The organism is Streptomyces sp. NPDC058279, from assembly GCF_042881255.1.
Lineage (GTDB): Bacteria > Actinomycetota > Actinomycetes > Streptomycetales > Streptomycetaceae > Streptomyces.
Genome location: NZ_JBHVYA010000001.1, coordinates 111,235 through 128,783 on the forward strand (window position 1 = coordinate 111,235; position 17,549 = coordinate 128,783).

10 protein-coding genes are annotated in these 17,549 nt (G+C 70.8%); 2 read left to right on the top strand and 8 right to left on the bottom strand.

All coding sequences use genetic code 11. The features are described 5' to 3' along the window. Positions 1-86: 86 nt before the first annotated feature. From ACFVXJ_RS00600 to ACFVXJ_RS00635, 8 genes are all read right to left on the bottom strand, one after another. Complete coding sequence (locus tag ACFVXJ_RS00600; RefSeq protein WP_389656330.1) at positions 87-1,934, bottom strand: non-ribosomal peptide synthetase; 1,848 nt, start codon at positions 1,932-1,934, stop codon at positions 87-89. Continuing rightward, positions 1,931-3,190: an MFS transporter gene (locus tag ACFVXJ_RS00605; protein WP_389656333.1), complete on the bottom strand. Its 1,260-nt coding sequence runs from the start codon at positions 3,188-3,190 to the stop codon at positions 1,931-1,933. The genes ACFVXJ_RS00600 and ACFVXJ_RS00605 overlap by 4 nt, the downstream gene beginning before the upstream one ends. After that, positions 3,187-4,062 carry an alpha/beta hydrolase gene (locus ACFVXJ_RS00610; protein WP_389656336.1) on the bottom strand — a complete coding sequence of 292 codons (876 nt, stop codon included), beginning with the start codon at positions 4,060-4,062 and terminating at the stop codon, positions 3,187-3,189. Before ACFVXJ_RS00610 ends, ACFVXJ_RS00605 begins: the two co-directional genes overlap by 4 nt. Continuing rightward, the gene (locus ACFVXJ_RS00615; RefSeq protein ID WP_389656339.1) at positions 4,059-4,478 is read right to left on the bottom strand and encodes a RidA family protein; all 420 of its coding nucleotides are present in this window, start codon (positions 4,476-4,478) and stop codon (positions 4,059-4,061) included. Before ACFVXJ_RS00615 ends, ACFVXJ_RS00610 begins: the two co-directional genes overlap by 4 nt. A gap of 18 nt (positions 4,479-4,496) precedes the next feature. Beyond that, on the bottom strand, positions 4,497-10,730 hold the full coding sequence (locus ACFVXJ_RS00620; RefSeq protein WP_389656342.1) for an amino acid adenylation domain-containing protein: 6,234 nt from the start codon (positions 10,728-10,730) through the stop codon (positions 4,497-4,499). Positions 10,731-11,004: 274 nt separating this feature from the next. Further along, positions 11,005-12,306, bottom strand: coding sequence for an ATP-grasp domain-containing protein (locus ACFVXJ_RS00625; protein WP_389656345.1), 1,302 nt, complete (start codon positions 12,304-12,306; stop codon positions 11,005-11,007). Between the two features lie 530 nt (positions 12,307-12,836). Further along, on the bottom strand, positions 12,837-13,184 hold the full coding sequence (locus ACFVXJ_RS00630; protein ID WP_389656348.1) for a nuclear transport factor 2 family protein: 348 nt from the start codon (positions 13,182-13,184) through the stop codon (positions 12,837-12,839). Then, a complete protein-coding gene (locus ACFVXJ_RS00635; protein ID WP_389656351.1) occupies positions 13,181-13,810 on the bottom strand; it encodes a TetR/AcrR family transcriptional regulator in 630 nt (209 codons plus the stop codon). The genes ACFVXJ_RS00630 and ACFVXJ_RS00635 overlap by 4 nt, the downstream gene beginning before the upstream one ends. A gap of 263 nt (positions 13,811-14,073) precedes the next feature. On the opposite strand from ACFVXJ_RS00635, the gene ACFVXJ_RS00640 reads away from it, so the two are divergent. Together ACFVXJ_RS00640 and ACFVXJ_RS00645 are read left to right on the top strand one after the other, a co-directional pair. Then, positions 14,074-15,534 (top strand): ATP-grasp domain-containing protein, encoded by a 1,461-nt coding sequence (locus ACFVXJ_RS00640; protein WP_389656353.1) that lies wholly within the window; start codon positions 14,074-14,076, stop codon positions 15,532-15,534. After that, the gene (locus tag ACFVXJ_RS00645) at positions 15,531-17,531 is read left to right on the top strand and encodes a PEP/pyruvate-binding domain-containing protein (protein ID WP_389656356.1); all 2,001 of its coding nucleotides are present in this window, start codon (positions 15,531-15,533) and stop codon (positions 17,529-17,531) included. The genes ACFVXJ_RS00640 and ACFVXJ_RS00645 overlap by 4 nt, the downstream gene beginning before the upstream one ends. Positions 17,532-17,549 lie beyond the last annotated feature (18 nt).

The window sequence follows — 17,549 nt, forward strand, 5'->3', positions numbered from 1 at the left end:
ACTGTCGTACTGTCCAACTGCTCCGCTGTTCCGGTCCGCCGTTCGCTCCTTCGGCACCGCCCTCCCCTTGGGCACCGCACGCGCTTTCAGCACGGCACGACGCGGGCGGCCGCGGCCCGCGCGTCGGCCGCCGTCAGGAGGTCCGACGGGCGCAGGCGCCAGCCGCGTTCGCGCATCGCCCCGCTCACCCGGAGGGCGACGAGCGAGTCACCGCCGCGGGCCAGGAAGTCGTCGTCGGGACCGAAGTCGGGCGCGCGGAGCAGGGTACGCACCAGTTCGACGAGCAGCATGAGTTCCGCGGACCCGCACGCCGCCTCGGTGTCGGTCCCGGGTCGGAGTCCGTCCGCCCGGGGCTCGGCGGCTTCCGGCGCGGTGTCCGCGCGCTGCTCCGCGAGCACGGCGGCGACCGCACGGCGGTCGATCTTGCCGGAGGTGGTGAGCGGGAGCACGTCGCAGACGCGTATCAGACCGGGGACCAGGTGAAGGGGCAGGCGGCCGCGCAGATCCTCGCGGATCTGCTCGGCCGTCGGACCGCCTGCGATCACCGACACCGCGGCGGCCAGGGTGCGTCCGCCGGTCCCGGTCCCGTCGTCGACGGTCACCGCCGCGGCGGCGGTGACGCCCCGTGTGCCGGTCAGATGCCGGTCCACCTCGTCCAGTTCGATCCGGTAGCCGCGGACCTTGACCTGATTGTCGAGCCGGCCGAGGAACTCCACCGTGCCGTCCCGGTGGCGCAGTACGAGGTCGCCGGTGCGGTACATCCGCGCGCCTGCCACCGGACTGAACGGGTCGGGTCGGAAACGCTCGGCTGTGCGCACCGGATCGTCGAGGTATCCGTCGGCGAGCGGGCTTCCGCCGACCCAGAGCTCACCCGGGCTCCCGGGGGCGACCGGGCGTTGATCGGCGTCGAGGACGTAGAGCCGCCGCTCCCCCACCGGGCCGCCGATGGACAGGCCGGTCGTGGCCGGGACCGGCTCGTCCGCCCGCAGGACGAAGGCCGTGCAGGTCACCACCGTCTCGGTCGGCCCGTAGCCGTTGACCAGCACGCAGTGGCCCAGCGGTCCGCTCCGGTGCACGTGGACGTCCTTCGTGCCCGCCCCCTCTCCGCCGATCACGACGGTGCGCACACCGGCGAAGGAGAGCCCGGAGTCCTCCGCGCCCTGCATCTGCGCGCAGACCAGGCGCCAGTACGCGGTGGGGAGCTGGAGCACCGACACGCCCAGTCCACGGGTCTGGTGCGCGAGCTCCGCCGGACTCAGGGCCCGGTCCCCGGAGTCCAGGAAGGCCACCGTTCCACCGGCGGCGAGCGTCGGCCAGATCTCTTCCTGGGCGACGTCGAAGCCGAGGCCGGCGAACTGGAGCACGGTGTCGGTGGGCCGCAGATCGAGGAGGTCGCCGATGGCGGTGGCGTGGTCGGCGAGGGCCTCATGGCCGACGAGCACTCCCTTGGGGGTGCCGGTCGAACCCGAGGTGTAGATGGCGTAGGCCCCCCGTTCCTCCCGGCAGCCGGTGACCGGACCGGTGGAGGCGCCCGCGGCCCCGAGCGCTCGCGGACCTGCGACCTCGATGACCGCACGAGCTCCGGAACGACTCAGCAGCCGGTCGCGGTACTCGTCGGGGGCCGTGGCATCCATGGGCAGGAAGGTGGCGCCGACCTGCCAACTCGCCAGCATGGCGACGACGGCGCCGGGGCCCGAGGGCAGCCGCAGGCCGACGATGTCACCGGCGCCGACTCCGAGCGCCGACAGTTCGACGGCCGCCTTCTGCACGCGCTCCCACAGCTCGGCGTAGGTGACGGCCGCATCGGCGGTCCGCAGAGCGACGCGCCCGCGGACCGCGGCGTCCGTGTGTCCGGCCGTCGCTTCGATCCGGTCGGCCACCCGCGTTCGGGCGGCGGCGGCAACCGGGGAACGGGTGGTGCTGATGGAGGTCATCGGGTACCTGACTCGGTGGGAAGGACCGTACGGTCGTCACTTTTCGGACCGTCCGCGGATTCGGGCGGTGCCGGTCGCAACCGGCGGCGCCCGGCCAGTGCGATCACGAAGCCGACGCCGCCGCAGAGGGCCGCGAAGGCGTAGGCGGCCTGCGCACCGCGGGAGTCCGCGAGGTGGCCGCTCACCGAGGAGCCGACGGACACCCCCAGCCAGAGGGCCGTGGACTGCCAGGCCAGCGCCTCGGTGCGACGGGAGGCGGGCACCCCGTCCACGACCAGCATCATGGCGACGATCATGGCCGGGCAGGAGCTCGCTCCGGCCAACAGGAGTACGAGAGCGGCCCCGGCGAAGGTGTGGACCACCAGCATCGGCAGGATCCCGACCGCCATGATCAGGGTCGAGGCCCAGAGGATCCGCGGCAGGGGGACCGACCACTCGCGCGCCCCGTAGACGACTCCCGCCACGGAGCTCCCGACCGCGTAGACCCCCAGCAGGACCCCTGCCATGAAGCGCTGCCGCCCGGTGCCGGAGAAGGCCACGGTGGCCATGTCGATCGAGCCCCACATGCCGCCGAAGCAGAGGTTCAGTGCCGCCACGACGGCGACCGGCCCGAGGAACAGCGCGCTTCCCCGGGCCTTGTCGCCGGACTTGCGCCGCGGCTCCGTCCGCCCGCTGAGCGAGAGCAGGACACTGCCGCCGCACACCAGGAACAGCGCGCTGATGATGCCCGCGGCCGGGCTCACTCCGACGGCGAGGGAGGTGGCGAGGACCGGGCCGATGATGAAGATCGCCTCGTCGACCAGTGATTCCAGCGCGAAGGCGGTCCCCTTCAGGGACGAGCCGTCCAGCAGACCGCTCCAGCGCGCCCGCACCATCGAGCCGATCGCAGGGGTCGCCGCTCCCGTCGACGCGGCCGTGACGAACAGGACCCACAGCGGCGTCGCGTCGCTCAGCGCGCTCGCGACGAACGCGCCGCCGCCGACCGCGCACAGCGCCGCGCAGGAGAGCAGGACCCTGCGCTGGCCCACCCGATCGGCCACTCGTGCCAGTTGTGGCGCGGCCACCGCGTACCCGACCGCCGAGACGGCCGACAGCGCGCCGGCGGTGCCGTAGTCGTGGCGCGTCGCGGAGACGAAGAGCAGGATGCTGATCCCGGTCATGCCGAGCGGGAACCTGGCGAGCATGCCGGGCACGAAGAAGCCCCAGGCTCCCGGGGTGGACAGCACCGTGCGGTAGCGCGCGACCCCCGCGGTCATCGCTTCAGCTCGGCGACGAAGCCCGCGAGCAGCCGCGTGAGCGCCTCCGTCTCTTCGAAGTGCACGGCGTGGCCGGCGTCGAGTTCGTGCGTCTCCAGGTCGGGGTGGCCTTGGAGGAAGGCGCGCACGCGGTCGTTGTCGACCAGTTTGTCCCGGCTGCCGAATACCGCCCGTACCGGCAGCCGGCCGATCCGTCCGAAGTCCGTCTCCGACCTGACGGCGATCTCTTCCCAGGAGTCGATCGTGCCGACCGTCACGTGGGAGAGCTTCAACTTGTCGTCCTCGATGGCCGCGAGCCACTCCGCACGGTCGGTGAAGTCGGTCGGACGCAGCGGCACCCTGATGAAGGGGCGCGTCGCCTCGACGGTGATGCCGAGCTCCTCGACGACCTCCAAGGCGGCGTCGATCGAGCGGTCCAGCACGTCCGAGTAACGGTCGTTGAAAAAGAAGCCGGGGCAGACCATGAGCAGGCTCGCGAGCACCTCGCTGCCGGTCTGCCCGGCCGCTACGACCGTGGCCACCTGGGCGCCGAAACACCAACCGGCCAGGTGGATCCGGCTCCCGGGACGGGCTTCCTTGAGGCTGCCCAGTAGCCGGGCGATGTCCGCGACGGCCAGGTCGCCGTTCGGGATGTGCCCGCGCACCGCGTTGAGCCCCGAGCCGCGCAGGTCCACGGCGAGGAACGCGACGCCGTCGCCGAGCTCTGCGAGCCGGGTGCCGAGCGGCGCCTGCCAGCCTGCGTGGCTCATGCCCCCGTGCACCATCACCACCAGGTCTTCGGCGGTCTCGGCGCCCCATAACCGGTAGTGCGTGACATAGCCGTCGGGCTGCTCGAACGTGTGCACACCCTCGTCGGTGGTCTGGACGATCACTGCTGCTCACTCCTCTGTGTCGCCGGGCTGTCCTCGGTGCACGCCAGCGCTTCGACCTCGACGCGCAGTTCGGGCGTGGCCAGTGCGGCCACCGTCATGACGGTCATGCAGGGACGCAGGTCCTTGAGCCACTCGCCCAGCCGTTGCCGGCGCCGCTGCAGATCGATCTCACCGGCGAAGTAGAACGTCAGCTTGACCAGGTCGTCATGGCTCATTCCGGCCGCTTCGAGGTTGGCCGTGACGTTCTCCAACGCGATGCCGAGCTGCTCGATCGGGTCCTCGGGGAGCTTTCCGGAGGGGTCCATGCCGATCTGGCCGGAGACCACGAGCCATCTGACCGGGCCCGTGATCTCCGCTTGGTGCGAGTAGGCGGCGAGCGGCGCCGCGATCCCCTGGGGGTTTCGGAAGGTGTTCACGGAGGTTCTTGTTCCCTTTCAGCCGGACGGGACCCGGCGTGCGCCGAGGCCGTCCACGCAGGTGCGGATCCGGTCGGTGGAATCCCGGACACGGCCGTCCGGGGTCTCGGTGATCTGTGCCAGGACGGCCGCGTACAGGCGCGCCAGATCGTCCAGCGCCTCCTGGGGGAGCAGCCTGCCGTCGGCGTTGAGGGTGATCTCCAGCGTGGAACGGTCCGGGTCGCGGCCCACGGTCGCCAGTAGCGGTGCGTCGGTGTGCTCGAACCACCGGACGCCGGTGAGGTGCCCGCCCTCGTGGGCGGCGTCCGCGTACGCGGGGAAGTCGGTGTAGTTGAACAGCGCGGGGTAGCGGGGCCAGCCGTCCCGGCCGTCGCCGGTCGCGGACGCGGCGCAGAGTCGGTGTGCGAGCGCGCGCATCTCGAACGCGAACACCTGCTCGATGAGCTGCGGCCACGTCTGGTCCTCGAGCCGGACCCGGTGCGGCTGGAAGTTGAGGAACATCCCGAGGAGTTCCTCCGTGTCGTCCGTCTCGGGCCGGCCGTGTGCGAACACCCCGGTCATCACGTCCGCTTCGCCCGTGGCCAAGGCCAGCACCCGCAGGTGGGCGGCCAGCAGCAGGTACTTGAGCGGGTGTCCGGTGCGGCGTGCGACCGCGCGCAACCGGGCCTCCCGCTCGGGCGGGAGCACAACGGTCGCCTCGGCCCACCGGGAGCCGCCGTCGGACCGGTAGCGGGGCCACCGCACCCCCCGGTGGCCCGCGAGGACGTCACGCCAGAACTCCCGCGATTCGGCCGAAGCGCGCGCTGCCGCCTCCGCCATGACGTAGTCGCGGAAGGAGCCGGCCTTCCTTCCGGATCGGACGGCCCGGGCGCGGGGGGCGACGCCGACCCGGGAGGCGGCGCCTGCCTCCGCGGCGTACGAGAGGAGGAGGTCCCGGATGAGCAGGGAGAGGCTCCAGCCGTCGATGATCGCGTGGTGGAAGCTCAGCGAGAGGACGAAGCGGTCCGCCTCGATCCGGTGCGCAGCGAACCGTATGAGGCCGGGTCGGTCCCAGCGCATCCCCGAACCGCGCTCCTTCTCGAACCACTCGTCGGCCGCCGCGGCGTTGCCCACGGCGTCGACCACGGTGAGGTCCGGCTCGACCGAGGCGTACACGAGCTGCCGCGGAACGGGTGATGCATCCAGGTCGACGGCGGCGCGCAGCGTCTCGCAGGACGCGGTCATCCGCCGCAGCGCGGCGCGCAGCAATGGCACGTCCAGCGGCAGCGCGACGGAGTAGGCGAAGACGTCGTGGTAGGCGGACTGTGCGGGGTCCCTTTGCGTCGCCCGGATCATCCGGAGCTGGGTGGCGGTGAGCGGATACGCGTCGACGACTCCCCGGGGAAGCCCGTCGGACGACGCGCCCGAAGACCTCCCGGCGCCGCTCGCCGGCTGCGCGCTCCCGTCCTCGGGCGGCAGGTCCGCCAGCCTGCGGACCAGGGCCCGTACGGTGCGTGCCTCGACCACGTCGCGCAGAGCGGCCCCCGGGAACCGCTTGCGCAGCTTCGCGAGGATCCGGATCGAGGAGATCGAGTCGACGCCGGCGTCGAGGTAGTTCTCCTCCGCCCCGACCGTCTCGCGGCCGACCACCTTCGCGATGATCCCGGCGACGGCCTGCTCCGTCCCGTCCGGGCCGCCGCCGGCCGGCTCCTGGCGCGCGTAGCGTTCGAGGGCGGCGAGGAACTCCGCCAGGAACTGCTCCGCCGTGGATGTCTTGATCCGCCCGGGGTCGTGGGACACGGCGAGCTGCGTCGCACCGGCGAAGCGGTCCCGGTGCACGTGGACGGTCATCGGAAAGCTGGTGAGCTCGAAGTACCGGGCGTTCTCGATCGACACCGAGTCCCGCACGGCCGCCGTGTCGCCGGCCGCCGCGTAGGTGTGGAAGTCGGTGTAGTTGAAGACCACGTCGAAGAGTGCTCCCCCCTGCTCCCGCTCGATGTCGGCGAGGGGGAACCGCTGGAGCGGGACGAGTTCCCGCTCACGTTCGAAGACCAGGGCCGGCAGCCCCGCGTCGTCCGCCTCGCGCACCTCGACGGGCAGCGGCAGGGTGTTCAGGAACAGGCCGACCATCTCGCTGCCGCCGGGAACCTCCGGACGACCGTTGCCGACCAGCCCGGTGACCACCCGTGACCTGCCGCTGAGATCCGCCAGAGCCACGCAGTGCGCGGCCAGGTAGAGCGACTTGAGCGGGAGTCCGAGGGCCGCGGCGCGCATGCGCAGCCGCTCCTCCAGCCCTGCCGGAACGACCCGCTCCAGTACCGCGGTCTCGATCGTCTTCGCCGCAGCGGAACCCAGCTGACCCGCCACCAGCGTGGCGGAGTAACCGTCGAGCAGTCGCCGCCAGGCGTCCTGGTCCTCCGGGCGTCGTGCGCTCTCGCGCTCCAGCGCCACGTAGGTGCTGTAGCCGGGCTCCGGGGCGGGAGCCGCGGCCGCGTGCGCGTGGGCCGGCCGGCCGGCCGGGAGTCCGGCGCAGCGGTTCTTGATCTCCTCGATGACGAGGGCGACGCTCCATCCGTCCAGGATCAGATGGTGGAACGAGAACGCCAGGTTGACGCGGTCGCGAGCACGCACGTGCGCGCAGAAGCGCAGGGGCGGCCTGCCGAGGTCCAGCGGGCGGCGCTTCTCGGCCTCGATCCACCCCTCGATCACCCGGTCCTGCGCGTCGCCGGGCAGCCCGGTGACGTCCACGACCTCCAAGGACGGCGCCGCCCCGGCCGAGTCCGCGGCGAGCACGATCTGGAGCGGCTCGCCGTAGCGCTCCAGATCGAACAGGGACCGCAGTTGGGCGTGGTGTGCCACGGTCTCCCGGACGGCACGGATCAGTTGCGCCGGGTCGGCCACGCCGACGAGGTCGTAGTCGAAGATGTCGTGATAGACCGGCGAGTCCTCGTCGAGCAGCGAGTGGTAGATCATGCCCGACTGGAGCTTCGTCAGGGGCCAGGCGTCTTCCGCCTCCGTGGGGAGCGCCGCCTTGTCCTCGTCCGTCAGGAGGTCGAACGCCGCCGTGGCGGCAGGTTCGGGCGACGCCGGGTCGTCACGGATCAGCGACGCGGCCAGCTCCACGATCGTCGTGTGGGCGAACATGTCGCGCAGGTTCACCGCGTACCCGGCCGCGCGCAGCCGGGAGGTGACGCGCAATGCCATGATCGAGTCGCCGCCGAGGGCGAAGAAATTGCTGTCCACGCCGACCGGCTCCACGAGTGCGAGCACGTCCTGCCAGGCGCGGGCCACCTCCTGCTCGGCGGTCGTGGCGGGCGGGCGGCCGGCCCGGGCGGCCGGGGCCGCGTGGACCGTCGGGGAGGGCAGGGCGCGCCGGTCCAGCTTGCCGTTGGGGGTGGTGGGCAACCGCGGAACCTCGATGAGGTACTGCGGGACGAGGAACTCGGGCAGCAGCTTCCGCAGCCGGGCGCGCAGGTCGTCGGGGTCGAACGCGGTGCTCACCACGTAGGCCGCCAGCGCCTGCGCAGGACCCGACGCGTCCACGACGACGGCCGCGTCCTGCACGACGGGCAGTTCGCGCAGGACGGCGGCGATCTCGTCGGGCTCGACCCGCAGACCGCGCAGCTTGACCTGGTTGTCGATGCGGCCGAGGTACTGGATCTGGCCGTCCGGCAGGAAGCGGGCCAGGTCGCCGGTCCGGTAGAGGCGCGCCCCGGGGCTCGTCCCGTACGGATCGGTGACGAACATCCTGGCGTTGAGCTCGTCGCGTCGGTGGTATCCGGTCGCTACGGCGACGCCGCCGATGCACAGCTCCCCGGGGACACCGACCGGCTGCGGCCTCAGGTCCCGGTCCAGCACGTACAGCCGCACGTTGGCGATGGGCTTGCCGATGGGGACGAGCTGTCCCGGGTAGTCGGCTCTGCAGGGCCAGTGCGAGACGTCGATCGCGGCCTCGGTCGGGCCGTACAGGTTGTGCAGCTCGCAGGAGGGGAGCGTGGCGAAGAAGACCTCCATGGTCTTGCGGGGCAGCGCCTCGCCGCTGCAGACGACCCGTTTCAGCGGACGGCAGTGCTCGGCGAGTTCATCCGCCTCCAGGAACACGTTCAGCATGGAGGGGACGAAGTGCACCGTCGTGACGGCGCCGGACCGGATCAGTTCCTTGAGGTAATCGGGGTCCTGGTGTCCGCCGGGTCGGGCCACGACGATGGCGGCGCCGTACATCAGCGGCCAGAAGAACTCCCACACCGAGACGTCGAAGCTGTACGGGGTCTTCTGGAGGACGCGGTCCCCGCCGACGCCGCCGCTGAGCGGGAAGGCGGACTGCATCCAGTGGAGCCGGTTGGCGAGCGCGTCGTGGCGATTGATCACGCCCTTGGGCTGTCCCGTGGATCCGGACGTGTAGATCATGTATACGGGTGAGTCGGGGCCCAGCTCGCGGACGGGATCGGTGTCGTCCTCGTGGTCCAGAGCCGCGTCCGGGAGGACGAGGAGCCGGGCGGCGGCGCCGCCGAGGGCCGGGCGGTGGTGCTCCTGGGTGAGGATCAGCGGGAGATCGGCGTCCTGGATCATGAACTCGATCCGGGCGGCCGGGTATTCGGGATCGATGGGCACGTACGCACACCCCGCCTTGACGATGGCGAGCAGCGCGATCACCATCTCCGCGGAGCGCTCCATGAACACCCCGACGAAGGGACCGGCCCCGCTCGCCCCGAGCAGCGTGCGGATGCGGCTCGCCACCTGGTTGGCCCGCCGGTTCAGTTCGTCGTACGTGTACCGCTCGCCTTCGAACTCGACGGCGAGGCTGTCCGGGCTCCGCCGGACCTGCTCCTCGACGACGTCGGCGACGGTACCGCCCCGGTAGGCGAGCTGTGTGTCGTTCCACTCCCCGAGGATCAGGTTCCGATCCTCGTCGCGGGTCATCGACAGGGTGCCCACGGGTACGTCGACGCCGGCGAGGGTCAGCGAGGTGAGCAGTCGCGCGTAGTTGCGCAGGATCCGCTCCGCGGTGTCCCGGGTGAACAGGTCCGTGTTGAACTCGAGCTCGAACTCGTACGCGTCGTCGGCCGGGCTGATGTAGAGCATCAGGTCGAACTTGGCGGCGGTCCGGCGGACGGGGTGGTACTGCGAGGTCAGTCCCGGGCCGAGGTCGATCGAGGGCCGGCCGTCGAACATCGTGAGCATGGTCTGGAAGACCGGGTTGTGGTTGCGCGCCCGCTCGATCCCGAGCGCCTCGACCACCTTCGGGTACGGGACGTCACCGTCGTCCAGTAATCGGTCAGCGGCCTCCTGGGCGTCGGTCAGCACGGTGCGGAACGTCTCGTCCGGGTCCACCGGCACGTACAGGGGCAGGGTGTTGACGTAGCAGCCGACCTGCTCCAGGTCCTCGCCGCGGGGCCGGTTCAACACTGTGGTGCCGACGGCGAAACCGTCCTGCCGCGTGTAGCGGTGGAGCAGCACCGCGTAGGCGGCCAGGAACACCGGGAAGGCGGTGCTGCGGCAGGTGCGGGCGCATTCCTCCAGCAGCGGTTCGACGTCCGCACGGGGCACGGTGACGGTCATGCTGTCGCCGCGGAACGTCTGTACCGCGGGCCGCGGTCGGTCCAGTGGCATTTCGAGCAGTTCCGGGGCGTCGGCCAGCGACCGGCGCCATCGCTCGACAGCGGCCGTCTGCTCCTCCCCCTCGGCTGCCGCCCGGCTCTCCGTGACGAAGGCGCGGAACGCGGCGCCGGCGACGGGCCGCTGCGGGACCCGCCCCGTGGCCACCACGGTCCGGTAGTTCTCCGCGATCTCGTCGAGGACCAGGTGGATGCTCCAGTCGTCGATGACGATGTGGTGAGCCGTCAGGCCGAACAGCCAGGCGTCGCCCGGCAACGCCACGAGAACCGCTCGCAGTAGCGGGGCCGTGCCCAGGTCGAACGGCCGCCGGTGGTGTTCCGCGAGCACGTCCTCCGCCCGGAGGCGGGCCTCGGCGGCGGGCAGGGTGCGCAGGTCGACGAAGGTCGTGCTGTCCGGGAGGGCGTCCCCGGCGGCCTGGCGCACCCGGGCCCGCGGTCCGTCGGGGGTCTCGTGGAACGTCGTGCGGAGCGCGTCGTGCCGCAGGATCGCGGCCCGTACGGCACGGCGCAACGCGGCCGGGTCGAGTGCTCCGCCCGCCTCGAAGACGACCGATTCGTTGTACGCCTGCTCGTCGGAGCCGGCCAGTTCGTGAAAGAGCCAGAGGCTCTCCTGGGTGTACGAGAGCATGCTCGCGCCTGTGTCCGGTTCCCCGGCCATACCGCACTCCAAACTCGGAACGAAACTTCGGCCCGTTGACGTCATGGGTGGACGCGACGGGCGATTTCGGAACGGCGACACGCCGCACGGGGTCCAGGGCGCCGGTGTTCCGGGTCCGGGGAAGCGGGGCATGGCTCTCCGCGTCCCGGCACGCCGACGGGCCCGGGCGTTCCCCGCCCTTGTGACGACGGGTGGCCGGTCCTGTGGGAACCGGCCGGGAAGGCCGGATCCGCGACCGTGTTGAGTGTTGACCGTGGTGACCGCGTTGACCGTGTTACGGAGCGGTCGGGGCAACGTGAAACGGGTCGAACACCTCGTCGTACGGGCGCAGGACCGAGCTCAACGTGTCCTGTGCCCCCGCGTCCGGACCCGGACAGTCCGTGCCGGGCTCGGTATTGATCGAGATGTGACCGGCGGCCGTGCGGGCCAGGCGGACGGCCGTGTCGGCGTCGTCGGCACGAACGATGACGTGTCCGCAGCGATCGTCCGACCACCGGAGTTCGGGCACCACCGAACCCGCGTCCACACTCACCGACGCCTCCACCACACCGTCGACGGCCCGCGCCGCCTCCAACCCGGTGACGGAGGTGACGACGCCCGGGGCTGCGGTGAGGAAACGGATGGCGGCCGCGCCGCGGGGTGGGTGCAGATGACCGTCGAGCGGAGCACCGTGACCGACGAGGCGATAGGTGGCCTCTTCCATGTCCACGCCGTACACCATCTTGACGAGATCGTTGATCCGGTCGCCACCGCGGCGGGTATGCGATTCGACGACGCGCGGTCCGTCGGCGGTCAGGATGATCTCCGTGTGCGAGGGACCGTCCTCAAGACCGACCGCGTCGAGCAGACGCACCGTCGCCTCGCGGATCCGCACGAGTTGGGCTTCCGGCAAGGGCGCCGGAATAACGTGCCCGAGTTCCACGGTGCCGCCGTCGGTGTCCTTGGCGGTCACCGCGATGATCGTGTGCCGGCCGGATTGGGAAAACGATTCCACGCTGAGCTCGGGCCCGGTCAGAAGCTTCTCGACCTGGAATTCGCCGAGCTCGAACGACTGGCACCAGGCCCACACCTCGTCGACGTCGTCGACCGATTCGATCCGCCGCACTCCGAGGCTGCCTGAGCCTGTGGTCGGCTTGACGATCGCCGCTCCGTGCGACATGACGAATTCACGGAGCCGTTCCCGGGTGGGGTTGACCGCATAGGGAACGGACCCGATGTCCTGCTCGTTCAGCAGTGCCCGCATCGCCGACTTGTCGTGCAACAGTCGGGCCGTCCGCTCCGATGTGCCGGGAATCCCAAGGGCATCGGTCAAGTGACCGGCGACCAGTTGTGCCGCTTCGGTCTGTGTGACGATCCGTGCGATCGGTGCGATCCGATGCAGCGCGGCCGCCATCGCGGTGGCGCTTGGCACGTGCTGGTAATCCACCAGAACGAGCTGCCGGCAGTGCGCAATCAGCGCAGGATCGAATTGTGAAGGCTTCTGCATATAAACGACGTCGACGTCCGCCGACTTCGCTTTCAAAACTAATCGGATACTGTCCCCGACGACGAGCACGCGCCCCCGTACCACGATCATCCCCCGTTTCTGACCGCTTCGGTCTGAACCGTGGGCGACGATAGCACGGCCACACCCCTCCATCCAGAGATCATTTCTGGATTCATGGGCAACCCGACGCGGCCGGCACGCCCGCCTGCAACAATAAGGAACGCTTTAAGGTTGGCCGGCGCAATTAACGATCTACCGCCCCCAATTATATTGCGGAGATACGTTCCGGTTTGCCATTGTTTGTCGTAATAACTCTCCATGCGCCCGGATGCCCGCCTGGGTACCGGCGCCCGCGCCCCAGGTCTCGGGCCCCGGGACGCTTGGCGCATTCATTTCCCGCCTGGACGGCATCAACACCACTGCGTTACCGACCTGTTCGACTCGGATCCCTGCCGGAGGCAAGGCTTCGGCACAGTCGCGGCTTCGCTTACGAAGTGCCGACCGCGGCGCCCGCCCCGAGTCGTCGCAGGAAGTCGGCGCCATCCCAGTGCCGTCGGTCGGCTACCCGAGCCAGAGAGTCTTCCAGTCGTCAACTGCCGCCTGTTTGGGACTCCTTGCCGTCAGGCCGGGAGGAAGAAACCCGTCACGTCGGCGAGCAGGCCGTCCCGGTGCACCGCGCTGCTCACCCCTGTCATGAAGGTCCCGCCGTCCGGGTCGATCTGGGTCCAGCGGGCCAGTGACCGGTCGTGGTGGTCAAGGACCTCGTCGATGCGGAAGCGGTGCCCGGGGAAGGCCCCGGCGAAGCCGTTCATATAGGCGTCCAGTTCGGTAAGGCCGCCGACCTCCGCACCCGGGTCCCGATAGGTGACGTCGTCGGCCACGACCGCGCCGAGCTCGGTGCGCCGTATCGACGGGTCGGCCGACCAGCACGCGGCATAGTCGTCCCAAAGCTGCTGTCGGTCGCTCATCGCTGTTCCTTTTCGTTGGCTTGCTTGGTTGTCCCGATCGGCCTGGCACCGATCGACGCCAGGGCCCCCTCGGTGATGGTGTGCAGTTTGGCGGCGTCCGTGCCGGACCGGACGAGTACCAACAGCCCCTGGTAGAGCGCCAGGAGTCGGGCCGCCGACTCCTCGACATCGAGTTCCGTGGGCAGGAGCCGCTGCGCTCGGGCGCGCGTCAGCGCGTCGGCGAAGCCGGACTCGATCGTCTCCAGCCCCCGGCGCACGCCCGGCGCCGCCTCCCGAACGGTGAACGACTCCACCGCGGTGTTGGTCAGCAGGCATCCCGGGTCGGGTTCGGGGCCGATGTTGGTGTCGAACGCCGAGGTGAAGAACGAGCGGATGCCGGCCACGGGGTCCTCGGTCTCCCGCAGGTGCACCCGAACCCTGCCCTCCACCACACGCTCGTTGTAGGCGTCCAGGGCCGCGCTGAACAGACCTTCCTTGCTGTGGAACGCCCGGTACAGGCTGCCCGGGTGCATTCCGGTCGCCTCTTCGAGGTCGCGCAGGGAGGCACCCAGGTATCCGCGACGACGGAACAGGCGCATGGCGGAGGCCAGCACCTCGTCCTGGTCCCAGATCTGTTTGCGACCCATCAGCGCTCCTTGTAGTTGAACGATCGCTCACAAAATAGCACAGGCGACGACCCTCGGCCACATCCGGCCGCGATGGGCGATCGGCGATCGGCCCCGGGCGCGTGATCGCCAGGGGGCCGCCCGGATGGCCGAAACACCCTCATGCCGGCCCCGGTTGGCGGGCGTGGTTGTTTGGCGAGCGCCTCACCGAGTAGGCGTACACCCGTGCGTCCGCCGACGACGCCGTTGCCCCACCCGGCGTCCCCCTCGACCCCAGGAGCACCATGACTCCGATCCTCTTCGTCTACGCCAAGGGTGGCCCTCCTTTGGAGTACGCGGTCCCGCGCATCGCCGCCCACGCCGAAGTACACGTCCTGGCGCTCGCGCCGTTACCCCGCAGCACCGAGTCGGTGTGGCGGCCCGGATGCGCGTCGATCACCACGGCCCCGCGGGGCGAGGGGGTGGAACTGGTCGATCTGATCTGTTCCCACGCCCGCCGGGTCGGCGCCGCGGCGGTGCTGACCCTGTCGGAGTACGCGGTGGTGGCCGTCGCCCACGCGAGCCTGCGGCTCGGTCTGCGCGGCGCCGGTCAGCGGGTCGTGGGGGCGCGGGACAAGCGTCTGATGCGCCGGATCTGGCGTGCCGCCGGGGTGCCCGTACCGGGGTTCGCGGAGGTCCACGCTCCGGAGGACATCAAGGCCGCCTTCGACGTCCTCAGGCCGCCGTTGCTCCTGAAGGCCGCCTGGAGCGCGGGTTCCACGGCCCATCTCACGGTGTGGAACGAGCAGCAGGCCGAGGCGGCCTGGAAGACCGGCCGTTCCGTCATGGAAGCCTCCTCCGCGCGGGGTTACGCGGAACTGCACGCGGCGGACGAGGGCGTCAGCGATTTCCTGCTGGAGGAGATCGTGACCGGAGATGCCTCCGATTGGTTCGACGGGGACGGGTGGGGCGACTACGTCAGCGTGGAGGGGATCGTCGCCGACGGCCGCTACCACCCGCTGTGCGTCACCGGACGGATGCCGACCGTCGCCCCCTTCACCGAGCGGGCGAGCCTGGCCCCGGCCGCCATCCCGAACGCCTTGCAGCACCGGATCGAGGAGGTGTCGCGCGCCGCCGTCGACGCCCTCGGACTCGACACCTGCGCCACCCACACCGAGATCAAACTCGGCGCGGACGGGGCCATGTGGCTGATCGAGACCGCCGCCCGCTTCGGTGGGGTGATGACCACCCGGCAGGTGGAGACCGTCTTCGGGCTCGACATGATCGGCATGCTGGTGCGCGAGTTGCTCGGCCGGGAGGTCGCCTATCCGCAGCGGATGCGCACCGAGGGCACGGGCGCCGCGGGATCACTCGTCATCCTCGCCGTCGACCCCGAGGGCCGGCCCTGGAGCGACCTGCCGGCCTGGGATTTCGAGGCGGTCGACTGGCCCGCCCTGGTCGCGCCGGGATCCCGCGTCGAGCCGGTACGGGAACACAGTCTCGCTCCGGGTACCCCGGTCCCGCCGTACGAGGAGGCGGGAGGGGCCAATTCCATGGCCGCGCTGTGCTTCCTCACCGCCGAGTCCGGGCCGCAGCTGCTGGCCGACTGCGCCCGCGTCGTCGCGGCCTTGCCGAAGGCCCTCACCACCCCGTCCGTCGCCCCCACGAGGGCCCCGGCCGCCCCCAGCGAGCGCACCGCCCCCACCGAGCCCTCGGCCCTTTCCCCCCTGCCCACCGACCGCTCGACGCCCGGGAGCACCGCATGACGAACGCCGGAACCACCGCTGCCGCGCCGTCCCCCCGGGGCGCCGCCGTGGACGCCCTGCTCACGCTCCCCCTGTTCGAGCAACTGGCCGGGGTGCTGGGCGGGCACCCGTACGTGAAGGTCGTCGTGGACCGCGAGCAGGGCCGCTGGCACGTCCTCGACAGCGCCGTGCACTCCTTCCACGTCAACTACATAGCCACCGAGATCCAGGGGCTGACCCTCGAACAGCTCGACGCCGAACTCGACCGCTTCAACCATGACGTCTACCAGGACCCCGCGCGGCGCTTCCTGCTGGGCGTCCTGTCGCTGCACTCCCGGGGCGGCCCGGAGCCGGACGAGCCGTTCATGGTCCTGGAGACCACCGAGGCCGACACCATGGACGCGGACCTGCTGATCGAGTTCCACGCCTTCGTACGGGCCCACCTCGATCCCGCGCTGGAACTGCTGGTGAAACCGGCCAATCACGGTCAGGAGAACGCCCTCGCGGCGGTGCCGGAGACCGTGGTGCCCCGTGCGCGGGGTCATGCGCTCCTGGCGACCGCCCCCTTCGTCCCGTTGACGCTCGCCTCGGCCACCGGGCGGCTCCGCGCCTTCGCTTCGGGCGAGGAATACCTGGCCGCCCGCGCGGACCTGACCTGGTACGACATCGTCGCCATGCCGGTGGTCCCCGACGACATTCCGCGGCTCGCCGGTTTGATCAACGCCCAGCCCACCACTCCCCTGTCGCACACCAACATGCTGGCGGCCGGGTGGGGCATCCCGAACGCCATCGTCCGCGGAGTCCTCGACACGATCGCCGACGAGAAACTGGACGGTACCTGGATCCGTTACGAGGTCACCGCCGACGGGTTCGTCATCGAGCGCGCCGAGGAGCCGTCGGACCTCGCCGAACCGACGTGGCACACACAGCGCGTCCGCCTCGACGCGCCCCACGTGACGGACGTTCCGCTCGTGCCGCTGTCCGCGTTGCGCGCCGGCGACCGGAACCGCTACGGCACCAAAGCGGCCAACCTCGGGGAACTGCACCATGTACTGCGTCACGGATCGGGCCGGCTGACGGGCTACTACTCCGTGCCCCGCCCGCCCCGGGCCGACCTGCTCGGTCACCTGGCCGCCCGGCTGGGGATGCCGGAGGACGGGGATCTCGCACAGCACGCGAGCGAGTTCCTGACCCGGCACGTCCGGGCGCCGGCGGGCATCGCCGTCCCCTTCTCCGTCCAACAGCGTTTCCTGGACTCCTCACCGGCAGTGCAACAGAGCATCGGGAAACTGAAGATGGCACTGGAGCTGAACTCCATGGACGCCGTGGACACGGTCTGCCTCCAATTGCAGCATCTGGTGCGTACCCTCCCGGTGCCCGAGGACCTGGTGCACGCCCTGGACACGCACCTGGTCGAACACCTGGCGGGCACGGGCCGCTTCGCCGTGCGGTCCTCCTCGAACGCCGAGGACCTGCCGGGCTTCTCCGCAGCCGGGATCTACGAGTCCCACACCAGGGTCACCGATCTGCCGGGGCTGCTCGACGCCATCCGCCGGGTATGGGCGTCGTTGCTCTCCCCGCGCAGCGTGCGGCTGCGTCATCAGGCCGGCATCTCCCTGGACGACACCTACATGGGGGTGATCGTCCAGCGCTACGAGCCGTCCCCGCTCGGCGGCGTCATGGTCACCTGCAATCCGACCAACCGGGCCGACTTCCGCAACGTGTACCTCAACTGCGCGCACGGGTCCACGGCCGATGTCGTCGACGGCCGGACGATGCCCCTGCAGTACCTGTACAACACGGTCGAGGGCGGCGGCCGCACCGTCTCGCTGGGCGCGGCCACCGAGGACCTGCCGCAGGACACGCGGGCCCACCTGGGTCGGCTGGCGCTGGCGGGCCGCTTGCTCCAGTCCCATTTCGCCACGGACTACACCTTCGCCGGGCCGCTCGACATCGAATGGCTGCTCGGGCCGGGAGGCGCGCTCCACATACTCCAACTGCGCCCGTACAGCGTCTGACCCGTCCGTACTTCCGCG